We start from the raw sequence: 17,811 nt of genomic DNA, 5'->3' as shown, positions 1-17,811 counted from the left end.
GCGCCGGTCTCCCGGCGCTGCCCGCGCATCAGTACGCCCCCTGTCCGTGGAGCACCGCGCGCAGCGTCTTCCACAAGATCACTGCGTCCAGGGCGAGCGACCAGTCCTCCACGTAGCGCAGGTCGAGCCGGACCGCCTCGTCCCACGGCAGGTCGCTGCGTCCGCTGATCTGCCACAGGCCGGTGAGCCCGGGCTTGACGAGCAGCCGCCGCCGGATGTCCGGGCCGTACGCGGCGGACTCCTCCGGTAGCGGCGGCCGGGGGCCGACGAGCGACATCGATCCCGTGAGCACGTTGAAGAGCTGCGGGAGCTCGTCGAGGGAGTACCGGCGCAGCACCGTGCCGACCCGGGTCACCCTGGGGTCGCTGCGGAGCTTGAACAGCAGGCCGGCGCCTTCGTTGCGGTCGGCCAGTTCGGCGCGGACGCGGTCGGCGCCGGCGACCATGGTGCGGAACTTGAAGATGGTGAACTCCCGGCCGTCCTTGCCCACTCTGCGCTGGCGGTAGACCACCCCGCCCCGGCTGTCGGCCAGCACCAGCAGCCCGACGAGCACCATCAGCGGCGCGAACAGCAGCAGCAGGAGCACCGCGCCCAGCCGGTCGACGACCTCTTTGACCACGCGGCGGCCCCCGGTGAAGGTCGGCATGCTGACCCGCAGCAGCGGTATGCCGAGCACCGCGTCGACGTGCAGCCGGGGTCCCGCCACCTCCATCAGGACGGGGGCGACGACCATTTCGGCGTCGCTTCCCTCCAGGTTCCAGGCCAGCCGTTGCAGCCGGTCCGGTGACCAGTGCGGGTCCGGGGTGACCGCGACGACCCGGTAGCCGTCGCGGCGGACGTGGCCCGCGACGTCCGTCAGCCGGCCGACGACCGGCACTCCGTCCAGCTGGTCGCCGTGCGTCCCGAGGCCGTCCGTCGTGCACACCGCGTCCACGCGCCAGCCGAGGTGCGGGAATCTGCGGGACCGGGCGATCAGATCGAGCACGGTGGCGACGCTCCCGGCGGCGAGCACCGGTCGCAGGCACCGCCCTTCATTGCGCTGTTTGTGCAGCCGAAGACGCAGCAGATATCGCTGCGTCATGGTGACGAGCGCGATGGCGGGTACGGCGACGAAGATCCAGAGTTTGATGTTGCGCGAGGTGAGGGCGATTCCGCCGAGCGCGAGTACGACGACCGCCGTGAACAGCGAGCGGCCGAGCCGGCGGAATTCCTCGGCGCCCTGGCCGAGTACGACCGGAGCCCACGCCCGGCTCAGCGCGAGGGCCGCCAGCACCAGAAGTTCGGTGCCGAATGCGAGTATTCCCCATTTCTCGTGCCAGTTGGCCGCGTCCCTGGCCCCGAAGAAGATGCCGATGGATGCCACGACGAAGGCGGTGCCGACGGTGTCGCTGGTGATCACCGCACGGCGGTACCGCTGCTCCCAGTCGTCGACGGACCGACTGATCGCCCCGTCCGCCACATGCCCGCGTGCCGACGGAAACGGGTTGACTAATTCCCCCTGTTGCACAGGACCCCCCAAGGTCACCATTGGTTCGACGTGCTCGCCCGACCCCGCTGCTCCCTCGGAAGGCACCCCCGCCTCCCGCGCCGCGCCGTTCCTCCCCGGGAGGCCCCCGCCTCCCGCACCGCGCTGCTTCTCCCCCGGGAGGCCTCGCCTCCCGCATCTGACGTCCCGGCCGCCTCGACAGTCACAGCCGTCTCAGCCATTACTGACGTAATCACCGCGTCGCGGACGAATTACCGCGTCGCCGAATTACTTGAACAGGGCACATTTGTTGCTTGAACAACATGTCTCGGCGACGCCGGGCTCGCCCGACTCGCCGAACTCCCGACACAGGCGGAAACCCGTGGAAACCTCGGATACCCCCTGCACCCGAGGCCCTCTCGGGCACCCGTAATCGATCACCCCCACGCACGGCACGAAGTCGCGAATAGCGGCTGTCCCCGCGCCGAGGAACTGCTGAAGCACGGTCAATCTAGACCATCGGAGCCGGTATGGAGAGGGGATGTGTGTAACTTGTGCCCAAGCTTTGAAGCTGGCCGATTCCGAGCCCCATAGCCCGGTCCTTTGGGGCGGCGAGGAGCGGCCGAATGTGAGCATGCCGCCACGTCAGAGGCGATCGCGGACCGCACGCCCGGCCGATGCGGCGAATGCGGGGCAGGCTGCGGTCGCAGACACCAATGCGGGGCAGGCCGCGGTCGCATACGGCAATGCGAGGCAGGTCGCGGTCGCAGACGGCAATGCGAGGCAGGTCGCGGTCGCAGACGGCGATGACACGGCGGCCTTCGGGGCGCCGGCCCGGCGCGGGGTCCACCCTCCCCAGGGCCTTGACAACTCTATTGGTCTGGACCAACTTGGCGCACAGCGGCGGCGGTTGCCGTCCGGTCACTTCCTCACCTCTCCCTGGAGGCACCCCGTGGACCGTGTACGTCAGGGCACATCCGGCGTTCGCCGGAGAATCGGCGCGGCGGTCGCCGTGGGTGCGGCCGCCGCGCTCACCGTCACCGCGCTCGCCACTCCCGCGCAGTCGGCGAACACCGCGGCGGCGGACGTCAACGTCGCCAAGAACGCCGGCTTCGAGTCGGGCCTGAGCAACTGGACCTGCACCGCGAACAGCGGCGCCGCCGTCACCTCCCCCGTGCACGGCGGCACGAAGGCACTGAAGGCCACCCCGTCGGGCCAGGACACCGCCGAGTGCTCCCAGGTCGTGCCGGTGAAGCCGAACTCGACCTACAAGCTGAGCAGTTGGGTGCAGGGCAGTTACGCCTACCTCGGGGTCCGGGGCACCGGCACCACCGACGTGTCGACCTGGACCCCGGGCAACTCGTCCTGGCAGCAACTGACCACCACCTTCACCACCGGCGCGAACAGCACGTCGGTCACCGTGTACACGCACGGCTGGTACGGGCAGAGCGCGTACCTCGTGGACGATGTGAGCGTCTTCGGGCCCGACGGGGGCGGTGGCACCGATCCGGTGGAGATACCGGCGGTGCCGGGCAGCCTCACGGCGGGCACGACCACGTCCACGTCGGTGGACCTGTCCTGGTCCCCGGTGTCCACGGCCACCGGGTACACCGTCTACCGCGACGGCACGAAGGTCGCCTCCCCCGGCGGCGCCGCCACGACCGTCACCGGCCTCGCGCCGGACACCACGTACAGCTTCCAGGTCAGCGCCACGAACGCGGCGGGCGAGTCCGCGAAGTCCACGGCGGTGTCCGTCAGGACCGCCAAGGGCAGCGGCGACGGTGACGGCGGTGTCGTGCCCAAGCACGCGCTGACCGGCTACTGGCAGAACTTCGACAACGGCGCGACCGTGCAGAAGCTGCGGGACGTGTCGCCGCAGTACGACATCATCGCCGTCTCCTTCGCCGACGCCACCAGCACCCCGGGCCGGCTCGCCTTCACCCTGGACCCGGCCGTCGGCTACGCCTCCACCGCCGACTTCAAGGCGGACATCGCCGCGAAGCACGCCGCCGGCAAGTCCGTGGTCCTCTCGGTCGGCGGCGAGAAGGGCAGCGTCTCGGTCAACAGCGACGCCTCCGCGACGGCGTTCGCCGACAGCGCCTACGCGTTGATGCGGGAGTACGGTTTCGACGGCGTCGACATCGACCTGGAGAACGGGCTGAACCCCACCTACATGACCAAGGCGCTGCGCCTGCTCTCGGCGAAGGCGGGCGGGAAGCTGGTCCTCACGATGGCGCCGCAGACCATCGACATGCAGTCCACGTCCGGTGCGTACTTCCAGACGGCGCTCAACGTGAAGGACATCCTCACGGTCGTCAACATGCAGTACTACAACAGCGGTTCGATGCTGGGCTGTGACGGCAAGGTCTACAGCCAGGGCAGCGTGGACTTCCTGACCGCGCTCGCCTGCATCCAGTTGGAGGGCGGTCTCGATCCGTCACAGGTCGGCCTCGGCGTCCCGGCGTCGACGCGCGGCGCGGGCAGCGGGTACGTGGCCCCTTCGGTCGTGAACAACGCCCTCGACTGCCTGACCCGTGGTACCGGCTGCGGCTCCTTCAAGCCGTCGAAGACGTACCCGGGGCTGCGCGGCGCCATGACGTGGTCCACGAACTGGGACGCCACGGCGGGCCATGCCTGGTCGAACGCCGTCGGCCCGAAGGTGCACGGCCTGCCGTAAACCGGCCCCGGCCGGTCACCGGAACCGATCGGGACGGAGGGTGGAGGCTAGCCGCGCAGAGGTCGGGAGGCTCTCGCCGAGAGTGATCATCTCGGACTGCGGACAGGATTTGGAGGAGCGAACAACACCCGCCCGACCTCGCGGCGCAATCACTGTCGGTTCTGTCCCTGACGCCTGGATCGCCGACCTCTGTTTACTTGCACGGCCACCCTCCCCACCTAGCCGGAAAGCAAGTGATCAAGATGGCGAACACCCGATCTGCACCCCCGCGGCCTGGCGCGGACGCGGGCAAGTCCATGGCTTACCGTGCCGCGATCCTTGATTTCACCGGTGACCCCGGGGACTGTCTCGAACCGGAGACGACCGGGCCCGACGCGACCATGCGGTTCTTCCCGGACGGCATCCTGGTGGTCTCCGCGGACGGCAAGGTGGAGTTCACCGACACCTGGTCGGAGGCCGAGCACGGGCATTGGCGGGAGTCCGGCCGGCTCAAGGAGTACCGGGACAGCCTCATCACACCCGGTTTCATCGACACCCACATCCACTACGTGCAGATGGACGCGATCGCCGGGTACGGCGACCAGGTCCTGCAGTGGCTGGAGAAGTACATCTGGCCGGCCGAGGCCAAGTTCGAGGACGTGGACCACGCCAAGGAGGTCGCCAACTTCTTCCTCGACACGCTGCTCGGCGCGGGCACCACGACCAGCCTCGCGCTGGCGAGCACGCCCTGGCAGTCGGCCGAGGGCTTCTTCCAGGAAGCCCTGAGGCGCAACATGCGCATGATCAGCGGCAAGGTCGTGCAGGACCAGCCGCCCCAGAACGCGATTCTGCCGGACAACCAGTTCGACAAGAGCGTGGAAGAGGCTCGCCGGCAGAACGTCGACCTGATCGAGAAGTGGCACGGCAAGGGCCGTCTCCTGTACGCGGTCACCCCACGCTTCGCGATCACCTGCAGCGACTCGATGCTGCGCATGTGCGCCGATCTGATGGACGAGTACGACCAGCGGGGCAAGCCGCTGTGGCTGCAGACGCACCTCTCGGAGAACCTGGAAGAAGAAGTCATCATCCGCGGCAAGTTCGGGGTGGAGACCTACACCAGGGCGTACGAGAAGTTCGGGCTGCTCCGGGAGCGCGCCCTGTACGCCCACTGCGTGTCCATCGATGACGAGGACCGGACCCTGCTGGCACAGGGGGGTGCCACGATCGCGCACTGCCCGACGTCCAACTTCTTCCTCGGCAGCGGTGTCCACAACCTGGTCGACGCGATCGACAAGGGTGTCCGCGTCGGTATGGGAACCGACTGCGGGGGCGGGACCGACTACTCGATCCTGCGGACCCTCGGGGCGGCGTACAAGGCCCAGGCGATCGAGGCGCTCAACCACGTCCCGGCCGAGTTCAATCCGCCGGAGTGCAAGCCCCGGCCGGAGGGCTGGAAGAACCCGTACCCGAAGCTGACCGCTTGGCGGGCCTTCTACCTGGCCACCCTCGGCGGGGCCCGGGCGCTCTACCTCGACAAGCCGTACGAGAGCAACAAGGGTCTCGGCGGCCCCGGCATCGGCTCGTTCCGGCCCGGCAACGAGGCGGACTTCGTGGTGCTCGACCTGGCGGCCACCCCGGTCATCAAGCGTCGTCTGGAGAACGTCGAGCCGAACGACGTCAGGGGCAACGCGCGCAGCCTGCTCGACCAATGGCACGAGAAGCTCTTCGCGGTGATGACCCTGGGCGACGACCGGGTCGTGAAGGAGACCTACATCATGGGCCAACTCGCCTACGAGCAGCAGGACTACGCGAAGGAGCGCTGGCTCCCGGTGGGGAAGCCGGTGAGCGGCTGAGTTGTCCCCTCACCGGGGCCGGCCGCGGTGCGGCGGGTCCTATCGGTCAGGATCTGACGAGCGCCTTCGGGGCCGCCGCTTCCACCGCCCACAGCGGGGAAGTGACGGCCCCGCGCAGCGTCTTGGCCCGCAGGGACTCCATGCCGAGGTGGAGGGCGCCCGCGCCGTGGGCACAGGCGTCCTCGATGGGGACGTAGAACACGAGGTTGAAGTATTCGTGCGCGCCCCGCAGCCGTGCGTAGTCGCAGCCGGAGGCGCGCATCCAGAGGGTGTCCGCGTAGCGGTAGCCGAGGCTGAAGGCGACCATGCGGCCGTCGGCGTACGCGGCGTGGACGATGCCGCTGTCCGCCATGCCGTCGGCCTGCTCACGGAACAGCCGCGCCATGAAGGCGGGGTCGGCCGGGTGCCCGTGCCGGCCCTGCGACTGGGCGGCCAGCGCGCCGACCTCCTCGGCGCACTCGGAGAGCCGCAGCCCGCGCAATGCGTAACCGGCTTCGGCGAAGGCCCGGCGCTCGCGCCGGATGGCCGTGCGCCGACTGCTCGGCAGCCCGGCGAGGTAGTCCTCGAACGTGTCGCCGGGCAGCGGTATGCGGGCGTCCTCGTTGAGCCTCACGGGTACGGTCCCGTAGGCGTCGGCGAGTTCGGCGGCCGCCGCGTCGGTGACGTAGAGCCACCACGGCTGTGCCCCCTCCTGCGCGGCGAGGGAGTCGGCGGCCCGCAGGAGGTGGTGCAACGCCTCGCGGCGGCGCTCGGGGGTGAGGCGGGGGTGGAGGAGGGGCGCGTTGAGATAACCGCGACGCGCGCCCACGAGCAACGTCTTGGACGGCGCGCGGCCGGGGACGAGTTCGCGCACGCGGTAGAGGTCGTTCGGCTCCGTGTCCACCGAGTACAGCGGTGCGGCGGCGACCAGAGCGCCGCCCTCGTGGACCAGGGCGTACCGGACCCGGGCGGTGGGGTCCTGCTGCTGGGCGGCGAGCCACCGGTGGGACAGGTAGAGCCCCGCCGGTGCGGCTATGGCCTCCCATGCGGCGAGGGGGACCTCGGTGATGTCCGGTACGAGGGTGACGTTCATGGCATCCGTTTCGTGGTCGCGGCCGGTCACGGGCACGTCCCGCCGTGCGGAGCGGTGGTACCCGCCGGTTCCTGCTGGGCCCGGTCGTGCGGGGCGGTCTCGCGCAGGCCGAGCAGCAGCGGCACCGCGATGAGGTTCAGGGCGCCCAGGACCACCCAGGGCCAGGCGGGCCCGTACCCGAGGAGCGTGGTGAGCAGCGCGGGGGCGAGGGCGTTGCCGAGGGACCAGGACAGTTGGAAGGCACCGAGGTAGCGGCCGCGGGTGCGCTCGGGGGCCAGGGTGGCGCTGAGTTCGCTGCTCGACGGCATGCTGAGCATCTCGGCGACCGTGAAGACCGTCATCGCCACCAGCAGGCCCGCGGTCACGGCGCGGCCGGGGAGCGCGAGCAGCACCCCGAAGACGGCGAACGCCGCGGCGTTGACCACGCCCGCGAGGGCCAGGACGCGGGTCGGCCGGTGGCGCTCGATCATGCGGGCGACCAGGGTCTGGACCGTGGCGATGAGGGCCATGTTGCCGAGGATGCAGGCCCCCGCCAGCCAGGCGCCGGCGTGCAGAGCCTCGGTCACGTAGAGGGTGAGAAGGACCGGCAGCACGCTCGCCGCCAGTACGAAGGACACGTTCGCCAGGATGAGCCGCATGTAGTGCGCGTCGCGCAGCACCGTCGCGTAGCCGTTGCTCCCGGCCGTGCGGGCAGTGGGCTTCGGGTTCTCGGCGGCGGCCGGGTGCCAGGTGGCGATCAGCCCCGCAGCCACCACGAAGGTCAGTGCGTCGACCAGGACCAGCGCCCGGACCCAGCCGTCGTCCACGGCGACCGCGGCGGAGGCGACGGCGACGCCGAAGCCGCCGCCGATGTTCCGCAGGGCGCCGAGGAAGCCGAACCAGCGGGCCTGGTCCCGGCGGCCGGCGGCGAGGAGGACGAGGCCCCGGCTCGCCGTCCAGTAGGTGCTCGACCCGGCTTGCACGACGAACTGGACGGCGACGATCTTCCAGACGCTGTCCGCGGCGAGGAAGGCGCAGAAGCCGGCCGCGGAGACCAGGTTGGCCGCGATCACCACGGTGCGGGAGCCGAAGCGGTCGATCAGGGAGCCGGCCACGACGGGGGTGAGCAGGGCGAGCAGGTGGCCGAGCGAGAGCGCGCCGCCGATGGAGCCGAGCGACAACGAGGTCGTGGTGGTGAAGTAGACGACGGTGAACGCCAGGAGGAGTCCGTTGCCGAGGCTGTCCATGACGTTCGCGGTGACGAAACGGCCGTTCCCCGTCAGGTCGGGAAGGCCCCACTTCTCCAGGAGACGGCTGGTGCTCATCGGGACTCCGGGCACTCGGGGGGCGGGCCCGGACGCGGTGGTCGGCTCATGCCGTCGCCTCGGCGGCGGAAGCGGCGGGGTCGGCGGCGGGAGCGGCGGCTTCGGCGGCGCGGGGGAAGAAGTCGACCAGCATCATGTCCCGCACGCCCGTCGGGAAGCCGTGGGCCACCTCGACGGCCGACACCCCGTGGAACACGCGGCGGTCGTCGATGATGACCGTCTCGAACGGCTCGGTGAGCAGCGTGCGGTACAAAGGCGCCCTGCTGCGGTCGTACAGTCGCGAGACGCCGCCTTCGATGTTCTCCCGCCGCATGAGCACCTGGGCCACGAAATGGTGTCCGTCTTCGTGTACGCCCTCCGGTGCCGGCAGGCCTTCGGCGTCGCGGGTGGCGAGGACGCGGATCTGGTGGATGCCGAGGCAGCCGGTGGCGGGGTCGAAGTCGCCGGGGAGGCGGTCGGCAAGCGTCCGGACGAGGGTGGCGAGGAGCGGCGACCCGGCCACCTCCTCCTCGATGGGCTCGAACTCCCGGGCCACGCCGCCGTGCAGGGGGTTCACCTCGAGCGACTGGCGGAAGGCCCCATGGGCGGCGCGCACCAGGCCGTCGTCGGTCAGGTGGAACGCGCTGTACCGGCGCCGGCGATAGGAGCCGCCGTCCTTCGGGTAGCGGTCGACCCGCAGCCCCTCCCACGACGCGCGTAGCTGCTTGATCTCGGTCTCGCCGTGCTCGGCGAGACAGTCGAGGATCGTGGCGGCCGGCAGATGGACGTACGGCTGGGACATGGCGGAGAGGCCTTTCATACGACGAGGTGGTGCGGGCGGTGCGTGCGGTGCTCGCGCCGTGGGTCAGCGGGTGCTCTGGGCGGCCGGGCCGGTGAGCAGCTCCTTGAGCCGCGTGAGCATGTCCGGTGACAGGACGCGGTGGGCGGCGTCCAGGGCCGTGATCCGGTCGAGGAAGTCGGTCTCAGCGCCGTACTCGCAGGTGGCGATCAGCAGGCCGCCGTATGCGCGGCCGTCGACCACGAGCGTGGGGGTGATCTGGACGATGTCCAGGGCCTGTTCGGCTTCCTCGACGAAGGTGTCGGTCACGCCGTTGACCGGGAACTCCAGGGACCAGCGCTGCCGGGGCAGCACCGGTTCGGCCGGGGCCCGCCACTGCCCGAGCAGGATGTCCGTCATGCTCAGGTAGGTGTTGTGGCCCGATGCGGCCACGCCGAGGGCGGTCGCGCCGGAGACACGAGGGTTGATCTCCAGCACGTAGTAGGTGCCGTGGCTATAGATGACGTCCAGGTTGATGACGCCGGTGATCCCCACGGTGGCGCAGAGCTTCTTCAGCTTCTCCGCGACCGGTGCGAAGGCGGCGTCGTCCCGGGCGCGGGGCGCGGACGAGCGCAGCTCCCAGAAGGCGAAGGTGGGCTCGGCGCCGGTCGACCCGGTGAAGCACAGTGGCTGGACGGCGAACTGACCGTCCGCGCCGACGAGTTCGACGGTGCACAGCTCACCGGTGACGCACTTCTCCAGGACGACGTTGCCCTCGTCCGGGGCGGCGAGCCAGCTCTCCAGGTCCGCCCGGTCGCGGATGAAGCGCAGGCCGTTTCCGGAGCTGCCCCAGACCGCTTTGGACAGGAGCGGGTAGCCGATCTCCTCCGCCTTGACGCGGATGATGTCCGCGTAGGCCGGGACGGCCGCGGCGCCGTGCTTGAGGAGCGTGCCGTCGACGAAGACGCCCGGCGGAGTCTGCAGGCCGTGGTCGGTGAGGATCCTCTTGGTCTCCCACTTGTCGGCGAGCAACCGGGAGGGCTCGATCCCGTTGGACACCATGGGTATGCCGTGCCGGGCCAGCCTCTCCTTCACCACGGCGTCGCGCAGGCCCGCTTCGTCGGGGAAGGACAGGGAGACGACGCCTTCGGCGCCCCAGGCCCGGATGCGGTCCGCGATGAGGTCGGGGGTGGCGTCCTCGGGCAGTTTCTCCCAGGTGCCCCCTGGGAAGTCCGCGGCGTCGCAGTCACCGTCGGTGTAGAAGATGCGGGCCTCGCGGCCGGTGGCGGCCACGGCCCGGGCCAGGTCGGGGATGTAGGGGCCGGCCCGGGATATCGGGATCGACCGGATGTAGGCGATGCGTTTGATGTCCGCTGCGGTCATGGGCTGCTCCAGTTCACTCGCCGGCTGCGCAACAGGCTTTGTGTGCCGCGTGGTTGACGGTCAATGGGGTCAGGAGATGCTGATAAAAGGTCGCCTCAACGCGCCGAGGGACAGCCCGACATGGCCGGTGCCGCGCGGCGGCTCTCGTCAACTCGCCTTGTTCGCAGGGCGTTTGGGTTGCACAAAGTTATGCACGTCCGGCACCTCGGAGGCAGCCGTCGGGACCAGACGTCTCATGGTGCGGACAGGTTTGGAGGAGTGGACGAAACCCACCGGGCCCCGCAGTGCGTTTGTCGTCGGTTCCACCACTGGCGCCGACCTCACCGCCACCTGTTGACTCGCACCACGCACCAACTCAGCCACATTGATTTACGCACCGGCCGACAGAACTGTTGTGAGCCCAAGCGCTGAGTGCATCGCAAAGTCACGGGAAACGTCTGCGGGAACGAGCGCCACGCACCCCATCACGGCGCACGCCGAGGGTTCAGACCGGCTGCGCCGCCGGGGGCATTGGCGCGCTCCCATCATGTCGACCCGCATTCTCCGGTGAGCCCCACGCCTGTGATCTGCCGCATGGAACAGCGGTACTCATCTCCGTCGACAGGCAGTTCAAGGCCGTACCTACATTCGTAAGGATCAGGCATGTCGAGCGCCATTCGCGACGAACTCGCCAGGCACATCAAGCAGGGTGTGATTCCGCCTTTCAACTACGCGTATCCGTCCCGCTCCACCTACCGCCCGCTGAACGGATCGTGGAACATCCGGGACATCTGGGCGGAGGACCTCAAGCGGCACTCCGTGCCCGAGCTCAACCTGTATCTGCACGTGCCGTTCTGTCGGTACAAGTGCGGGTTCTGCAACCTGTACACCGTGATCTCCGAGGACATGGACGTGTACGACGCGTACACGGCAGCCCTGTGCACCCAGATCCGCGATCACACGGAGATCATCCAGAGCCGCCGGCTGCGCACCATCTACATAGGTGGCGGCACCCCGAGCCTGTTGGCTCCACGCCACTTCGAACAGATCTTCGCGACCCTGGACGAGGTCTACCCCAACTGGCGCAGCACGGTGGAGGAAGTGGCCATCGAGGCCACCCCGGACTCCCTCGTCAAGGAACCCGGCACCTTGCGGGACCTGATATCCATGGGCCGCACCCGGGCCAACATCGGCATCCAGTCGCTGGTGCCCTCGGAAATCCGCGAAGCGGGCCGGGGCCAGGCCAATGAGCACGTCATCCGCCAGGCCATCGAGATCACCCGCGAGGAGCGCCTGCCGAACCTGAGCACCGACCTGATCATGGGGTTCGCCGGGCAGACCCCCGAGAGCTGGAAGCACTCCGTCGACGAACTGGCGGCTCTCGCCCCGGAGACCATCAGCACGTACTTCCTCACGGTCAGGCCGGACGCGTGGTTCTCGAAGACCGGGGCCTATCAGTACATGATGAGCCCCGACCTGTATGAGCGGTACGACTACGCGAACGCCGTTTTCAAGGAGGCCGGTTACATCCAGGAGTCGAACGTCCGGTACAAGAAGCTCGGGCGCGGCGGCTACCAGCAGAAGGTCCTGACCTTCCACGGCGTTCCGCTGCTCGGACTGGGAGCCGGCGCCCGCAGTTATTCCAGTGCGGTCGACTACATGGTCGGCAGCGTGAAGCCGAGCCTCACGGAGGTTGGCGACTACATCTCCAAGGCGCGCAATCACGAACTCACGCCCGTCACCGGCTTCGTCCTCGACGGCGAGGAGATCATACGCAGAAGGCTCGTCCTCGACGCCTTCGACCTGGACCTGAGGGAACTCGACCGCTTCGGCTACCGGGAGAAGGCCCATCTCTTCGAGCCGGTCCTCGAAGCGGCGCAGGACGTAGGACTGCTTCGCCGGCTTCCCAGCGACCGCATTCAGCTCACGCCGGCCGGTTTCAAGTACCGCGACGTCCTCTCGTGGATGTTCTTCTCCGACGATGTCATCGCTCTCGATCGCGAATACTACGCGGGCCTGCACAAGAGCAATAAGCGGGCACAGAAGCACATGGGCAGTGAACCGCTCAGCATCTCGGGTCTGAAGACGGACTCCGTCTGACCGGTTTTCCCGGCACACGGCTCTTCGGTGCGGCCACCGAATGGAAACAGGGTGGCCGTGCCGGGTTCCGTGGTGCTCCGTGCCCCCTCCGGCACCCCGCCGCCGACGCTCCCGTCGGCCGGCTCGACCCGCGCAGGACCCTGCCTCAGGAGAGCGTATGACTCGGCTTCTCGTCGCCGCCGGCGGTGGGGGCGACGTGATCGGCACGACCCTGGTCCACCACGCGCTCCACGGTGACGAACCGGCCGTGGTGCTCAGCTACTCGTGGGAGCGGCTGGTCGTCGACCCGATCCCCGGCCCGCGTGCCGAGCGGGACTTCACGCATCTGCGGCCGCTCACCGCCCACGTCTCCCAGCTCACCGCGGACTCGTCCGCCATCCCACCGGCGGGCTCCACGCTTCCCCGCCTCGCCGCCGAACTGCCCATCACCCTAGGGCTGTTGAGCCCGTACGGTGGCGTGCCGCTCCTGGCCCGCCAGATCGCCGAGGCGGCGGAGAAGTACGCCGTGGACGAGGTCACGGTGGTCGACGTCGGAGGGGATGTGTTCGCCCGCGGCGACGAGCCGACCCTGCTCAGCCCGCTGCCGGACGCGCTGGTGATCGCCGCGTGCGCCGTCGCGGGCGTGCCGGCGGTCCTCCGTCTCGCGGGCCCGGGCCTGGACGGCGAGATTCCCGAGGACGACCTGCTGCCCGACATGGGCACCGACCACCTGACCCTCACCGGAGCCGACACCCACGGCGTCGAGCACGTCTTCGACTGGCATCCCTCGGAGGCCAGCGCACTCCTGGCCGCGGCCGCGCACGGCCTGCGCGGCGGTTGCGTGGTGCGCGACACCGGCAGACCGGTGTTCCTGACCGACGCGAGTGCCCGGGTCCACCGCATCGCCGTCGACCGGGTCCTGCACCGCAACCGGCTGGCCCACGCGCTGTATCGCGGCAGGGTCGACACCCTGGACGGCGCGGAGAAGGTCAGTCGGGACATCTGCGGTTTCTCCGAGCTGCAACGCGAGCGCGACCGTTCCCTGCGCCCGGCGCACGAGAGCTGGTCCAGCCGTTCGGTGGACGAGGCCCTGGACGGCGTCGACGCCCGCCTGCGGCGCCTGCGGTCCGGCAACCCACGGGCGCGCTACGTCACTTTCCGCTGCCTGGCCGAAGGTCTCGGCCTCACCGGCACCGCGGCGCGGACCCTGCGCGCCCGCCTCATCGAACAGCGGCCGGCCCAGTGCGCCGGGCCCCTGTTCCGCCTGACATCGCCCTGAAGGAGGGTCCACCCCACCATGCCCAAACTGCTCCTGCTCGAAGCCATGGGGAACACCGGCGAGTACATCCTCGATGCCGCCCGTGACCTGAACGCCGAGATCATCGTCGTCACCCATGAGGACGTCCACGAGGACTGGTACTCCCCCACGCTCAAGGCGAAGATCGCGGAGTACGGGAAGCTCGTCCTCACCGACTTCTCCGACGGTGAGGGCGCCCTGCGGCAGCTCAAGGAGCTGGCCCGGGCCGAGGGCGTCGACGGTGTGGTCGCCGGCTGGGAGTTCCTGACCCCGCTGGTCGCGCGGCTCGCCGCCGACCTCGGCCTGCCCGGGAACGACCCGACGCGCTCACTGAGCTGCCGCAACAAGCGCATCATGGCCCGCGCCTTCACCGAGCACGGCATCCCGGCCCCCAGGACCGTCGCCGCACGCGACCTCGGTGAGGCGTACACCCTGGTGCGGTCGGCCGGGCTGACCTACCCCGTCGTCGTGAAGCCCGCCGAGCAGTCCGGCTCCTGGGGCGTGTCGGTCGTCAGCGGCGACGAGGAGCTGGCGGACGCCTTCGTGGTCGCCCAGTCCCACATCTTCCAGATGCCGCACGGCATCCCGCTCGACCCGCACGTGATCATCCAGGAGTACGTCGGCGGCACCGAGTTCAGCATCGAGACGGTGGCGGTCCGCGGCGCCGTGACACCGCTGTTCCCCTACGACAAGTTCACCACCGAGGGCGCGAAGCGGGCCGAGTACGGGCACACCGTCCCGGCGGAACTGGACGCGGCCGAGGTGGCCGTCCTGCAACAGGCGGCCGTGGCGGCCGCCCGGGCCGTCGGCATCACCAACGGCGTCGCCCACACCGAGCTGAAGCTGCTGCCGGACGGCACCACCCGGATCATCGAACTCGGCGCCCGCCTGCCCGGTGACCATGTGGTCGCCCTGATGCGGCAGGCCCGCGGGATCGACGAGGCCAGGATCTACGTGCAGATCGCGCTCGGCCAGGAGCCCGCGCTGACGCCCACCGCCGACACCGCCGCGGGCATCCGCTTCCTGACCCCGCCCCGCGGGGGCACCCTGCGCTCGGTCACGGGCCTGGGTGAGTCGGACGCGGTGGCGCTGAGCAAGATGACGGTCCCGCCGGGCGGCCGGGTGCGCGCTCCCGGCGACAACGACTCGCGGGTGGGCTACGTGATCCTGCACGCCGACACCGCCGCCGAGGTCAACGCGGCCGCCGCGCAGGTGCTGGCGAACGTCACCATCGAGGTCGGCTGATGCCGGGTGCGGACCTGCGCCCGAGCCGACGAGACCCGGCCCGGCTGACGCGCGCGTACCTGGCGGGGGTGCCCGGCGAGTGCGCGCCGGAACGCGCGGGGGCGGCCTGCGCCCTCTCCGGGGACATCTACGGGAGCGCCTTCCTGTCGCGCCCGGTCTTCTTCGGCCGCGCCGAGAGCCGGCAGCTGGGAACGCGGCTCAGCGGACTGTACGACCTCCTCCTGTCGCTGCCCGACCGGCTGTACGACGGTGATCTGCGCGCCTTCACCGCCGCCCTCGGCTGGGCGCCGGAACAGCTCGGCGCCGCGCTGAGAGCCGACGGCAGGGCCCGCGAGCTTCCCCGGAGCGCTCGCGCCGACCTGTACCGCGAGGAGGAGGGCTTTCGGCTGCTTGAACTCAACGGCGGCAGCCCCTTGGGCGGTTGGGACATCGCGGTGCTCAATCGGGCCCTGCTCCAAGAGCCGTACATCGCGTCCTTCGCGGACCAGCACCGCCTGGACTTCACCGACGGGATCGAGGTCCTCGTGGACCTGTGGCGGGAGTCCTTTCCCGGCCTCGGCGAGGCCGCCCCCGTCGTCGCCCTCATGGAGTGGCCCGACGCCTACGCCGCACTCGAACCGCACCTGCGCCGGATGGCCTCGCTGCTCGCCGCCCACGGCATCGACGCCGTGCCCTGCCATCTGGGGCAGGTGGACTACCGCGCCGACGGGATCCGTGTCGCCGGGCGCCGGATCGACCTCGTGCACCGCTGGTTCGTCATCAACGAAGTGAGCACCGCCGAGGACGTGGCCCTGCTCGATCCGCTCACCCGGGCCGCCGATCAGGGGCTGGTCCACCTCTTCACGCCGCTGGAGAACGAGGTGTACGGCAGCAAGGCCGCGCTGGCCCTCCTCAGCGACCAGCGCAACCGCCCCCTCTTCGACCGCGCGGAACTGGAGGTGATCGACGTCCTGCTCCCGTGGACCCGCGCGGTCCGCGACGAGAAGGTCGAGGTCGCCGGGGAGCCCGTGGACCTCCTCCCCTAGCGGCCCGTACATCCTCCAACGCCGGGTCCGCCCCGTGCCGGAGGACTTCCCCGCCCCGGGCGCCGGCACCACCGAACCGACGGTGCTCACCTGGGGCGTCTTCCTGGCCGGCCACGGCTACGGCGGGGCGTACCTGCGAGGCACGCCCGAGATCGACAGCGGAGTCATCAGCTCCGGAAGGGGCGGCCGCCTGGGCACGGTGTTCCTCTGCGACGACTGACTCGGTCCTCGGGGGAATGAAATCCGTAGCGGCGCTCGGCCTGGACGAAGATCGGAAACAGGGTTAGGTAAATCCGGTGTGCTTAAGGAAGTTCGTTATTACGAGTGATTTTGCGGGAGACACCCGGCCCCTACCATTGAGGGGGAGAAGGCACCCGCGGCCGCGGTCCTCAACTGCGTCCCTGGTGTGGGTACCTGCCGGTGACCGGCGTTCTTCTGTGCGGACGGGAGCGCCGCCGCGACCGACGGCGGTTCCGCACCGGGCGGCCACCGCGTCGGGATAGTTTTCCGGCACCCGCCTCACCCATATCACCGGACACTTCCGGCTACTGACAGATGAGGGCCGTCATGCCGCACATTCCCCGGGAACGGATCATCAGCCTTCCACGCACCGACATCGCCGGGATCGACGCCGGTGGCACCAAGACGCACATGCGTTTTCTCGATCCGGCCACCGGGGAGGTCAAGCACGTCCAGGCCCGCTCCGCCGACTACGACTCGCTGGAGCACCTCTTCTACGGCTGCTTCGACATGGCCGGCTGTCTGCCGCGGTCCCTGGTCGCCGGTGTCGCCGGCCGGCCGGGACGCGACGGTGACGTCAGGATCACCAACCACCCCCAGTGGCCGACCTTCCGGCGCCGGGCGTTCGCCACGGACCTGGAGATGACGCTCGTCACCATCAACGACATGGTCGCCACGACGGCCGGGGTGGCGGACCTCGACGAGTCCGACTGGGTCCCGCTGACCCCGGACGTCCCGCCCCACCCGGGGCCCGCCCTGCTGGCGGTGTCGGTCGGCACCGGCGTCGGCAGCGCCTCCGTGGACCGCACGGGGCGCGCCCGCCCGGCGGAGTCCGGCCACGTGGCCTGGCAGCCGGTGACCGTCCTGGAGGAGGACTACCTCCGCTCCCTGCAGCGGCTTCGGCCGGGCATCCCGATCTCCGTGGAGCTGTCCATCGGCGGACTGCGCGGCATCGACCACATGTACGACTTCATGACCACGCGCAAGAAGCCGGGCCCCTATATCCAGGAACACGTCGACCGCTTCCGGCGGGAGCACCGCGGCATCGGACCGGTCATCACCGCGGCCGCCGTGGGCGGTGACGCCTGCTGCCGCGAGATCATGCGGCTGTTCGGCGCCATCCTGGGCCAGTTCCTGCGCAGCACCGTACTGACCTGTATGAGCGAGGGCGGCTCGGTGTGGCTGACCAGCGGAGTGCTGCAGGCGCCCGGGATCTGCGACCTCCTCGTCTCGGACACGGCCTTCCTGGAGCGCTTCGTCGCGACGGGCGCGGAGCACGCGGAACTCATGCAGGAGATCCCCCTCTACGCCGTGACGGACCGTCAAGTGGCCGTCAGAGGCGCCTTTGTGCTCACCCGCCAGTCCGCCGCACAAGCACCCGTTCCGGCCCCCGTGCGGCGCGAACACGCCTGCGGATAAGGGGCCTCTGAGCTACCATCCTTAGCACGCAAGGCAA

General features: G+C 69.9%; 13 protein-coding genes. 8 read left to right on the top strand and 5 right to left on the bottom strand.

Features of this window, described 5'->3' with window-relative positions:
• Window positions 1-28: 28 nt before the first annotated feature.
• Complete coding sequence (locus ACZ5GP_RS08525; protein ID WP_468750068.1) at window positions 29-1,507, bottom strand: sugar transferase; 1,479 nt, start codon at window positions 1,505-1,507, stop codon at window positions 29-31.
• 910 nt (window positions 1,508-2,417) lie between these two features.
• Between ACZ5GP_RS08525 and ACZ5GP_RS08520 the strand changes: the two genes are divergently transcribed.
• Both ACZ5GP_RS08520 and guaD read left to right on the top strand, forming a co-directional pair.
• Window positions 2,418-4,142, top strand: a complete 1,725-nt coding sequence (locus ACZ5GP_RS08520) for a chitinase (RefSeq protein WP_468750067.1) — start codon at window positions 2,418-2,420, stop codon at window positions 4,140-4,142.
• A 296-nt stretch (window positions 4,143-4,438) separates the two neighbouring features.
• A complete protein-coding gene (gene guaD / locus ACZ5GP_RS08515; RefSeq protein ID WP_468750066.1) occupies window positions 4,439-5,974 on the top strand; it encodes a guanine deaminase in 1,536 nt (511 codons plus the stop codon).
• Between the two features lie 46 nt (window positions 5,975-6,020).
• Here guaD and ACZ5GP_RS08510 read toward each other — a convergent pair whose 3' ends face one another.
• The 4 genes from ACZ5GP_RS08510 to ACZ5GP_RS08495 form a co-directional block, all read right to left on the bottom strand.
• The gene (locus ACZ5GP_RS08510; RefSeq protein WP_468750065.1) at window positions 6,021-7,046 is read right to left on the bottom strand and encodes a GNAT family N-acetyltransferase; all 1,026 of its coding nucleotides are present in this window, start codon (window positions 7,044-7,046) and stop codon (window positions 6,021-6,023) included.
• Between the two features lie 26 nt (window positions 7,047-7,072).
• The gene (locus ACZ5GP_RS08505) at window positions 7,073-8,350 is read right to left on the bottom strand and encodes an MFS transporter (protein WP_468750064.1); all 1,278 of its coding nucleotides are present in this window, start codon (window positions 8,348-8,350) and stop codon (window positions 7,073-7,075) included.
• A gap of 46 nt (window positions 8,351-8,396) precedes the next feature.
• Window positions 8,397-9,131, bottom strand: coding sequence for a 2OG-Fe dioxygenase family protein (locus tag ACZ5GP_RS08500; protein ID WP_468750063.1), 735 nt, complete (start codon window positions 9,129-9,131; stop codon window positions 8,397-8,399).
• A gap of 63 nt (window positions 9,132-9,194) precedes the next feature.
• Window positions 9,195-10,490, bottom strand: a complete 1,296-nt coding sequence (locus ACZ5GP_RS08495) for an ATP-grasp domain-containing protein (protein ID WP_468750062.1) — start codon at window positions 10,488-10,490, stop codon at window positions 9,195-9,197.
• 642 nt (window positions 10,491-11,132) lie between these two features.
• Here ACZ5GP_RS08495 and ACZ5GP_RS08490 point away from each other — a divergent pair.
• From ACZ5GP_RS08490 to ACZ5GP_RS08465, 6 genes are all read left to right on the top strand, one after another.
• On the top strand, window positions 11,133-12,569 hold the full coding sequence (locus tag ACZ5GP_RS08490; RefSeq protein WP_468750061.1) for a coproporphyrinogen-III oxidase family protein: 1,437 nt from the start codon (window positions 11,133-11,135) through the stop codon (window positions 12,567-12,569).
• 157 nt (window positions 12,570-12,726) lie between these two features.
• Complete coding sequence (locus tag ACZ5GP_RS08485) at window positions 12,727-13,827, top strand: DUF1152 domain-containing protein (protein ID WP_468750060.1); 1,101 nt, start codon at window positions 12,727-12,729, stop codon at window positions 13,825-13,827.
• 18 nt (window positions 13,828-13,845) lie between these two features.
• Window positions 13,846-15,090 (top strand): ATP-grasp domain-containing protein, encoded by a 1,245-nt coding sequence (locus tag ACZ5GP_RS08480; protein WP_468750059.1) that lies wholly within the window; start codon window positions 13,846-13,848, stop codon window positions 15,088-15,090.
• Window positions 15,090-16,115 carry a hypothetical protein gene (locus ACZ5GP_RS08475; RefSeq protein ID WP_468750058.1) on the top strand — a complete coding sequence of 342 codons (1,026 nt, stop codon included), beginning with the start codon at window positions 15,090-15,092 and terminating at the stop codon, window positions 16,113-16,115. Before ACZ5GP_RS08480 ends, ACZ5GP_RS08475 begins: the two co-directional genes overlap by 1 nt.
• Before the next feature lie 34 nt (window positions 16,116-16,149).
• A complete protein-coding gene (locus ACZ5GP_RS08470) occupies window positions 16,150-16,335 on the top strand; it encodes a hypothetical protein (RefSeq protein ID WP_468750057.1) in 186 nt (61 codons plus the stop codon).
• A gap of 347 nt (window positions 16,336-16,682) precedes the next feature.
• Window positions 16,683-17,774, top strand: a complete 1,092-nt coding sequence (locus ACZ5GP_RS08465; protein WP_468750056.1) for a glucokinase — start codon at window positions 16,683-16,685, stop codon at window positions 17,772-17,774.
• Window positions 17,775-17,811: the final 37 nt, after the last annotated feature.

The organism is Streptomyces sp. NPDC031466 (assembly GCF_055581265.1).
This window is presented reverse-complemented; position numbering and strand designations above follow the sequence as displayed.

Bases quoted from the DNA above. Each gene is read 5' to 3' on its own strand.
- guaD (WP_468750066.1), top strand. From the start codon at position 4,439: ATGGCTTACCGTGCCGCGATCCTTGATTTCACCGGTGACCCCGGGGAC.
- ACZ5GP_RS08510 (WP_468750065.1), bottom strand. From the start codon at position 7,046: ATGAACGTCACCCTCGTACCGGACATCACCGAGGTCCCCCTCGCCGCA.
- ACZ5GP_RS08505 (WP_468750064.1), bottom strand. From the start codon at position 8,350: ATGAGCACCAGCCGTCTCCTGGAGAAGTGGGGCCTTCCCGACCTGACG.
- ACZ5GP_RS08500 (WP_468750063.1), bottom strand. From the start codon at position 9,131: ATGTCCCAGCCGTACGTCCATCTGCCGGCCGCCACGATCCTCGACTGT.
- ACZ5GP_RS08495 (WP_468750062.1), bottom strand. From the start codon at position 10,490: ATGACCGCAGCGGACATCAAACGCATCGCCTACATCCGGTCGATCCCG.
- ACZ5GP_RS08490 (WP_468750061.1), top strand. From the start codon at position 11,133: ATGTCGAGCGCCATTCGCGACGAACTCGCCAGGCACATCAAGCAGGGT.
- ACZ5GP_RS08485 (WP_468750060.1), top strand. From the start codon at position 12,727: ATGACTCGGCTTCTCGTCGCCGCCGGCGGTGGGGGCGACGTGATCGGC.
- ACZ5GP_RS08480 (WP_468750059.1), top strand. From the start codon at position 13,846: ATGCCCAAACTGCTCCTGCTCGAAGCCATGGGGAACACCGGCGAGTAC.
- ACZ5GP_RS08475 (WP_468750058.1), top strand. From the start codon at position 15,090: ATGCCGGGTGCGGACCTGCGCCCGAGCCGACGAGACCCGGCCCGGCTG.
- ACZ5GP_RS08465 (WP_468750056.1), top strand. From the start codon at position 16,683: ATGCCGCACATTCCCCGGGAACGGATCATCAGCCTTCCACGCACCGAC.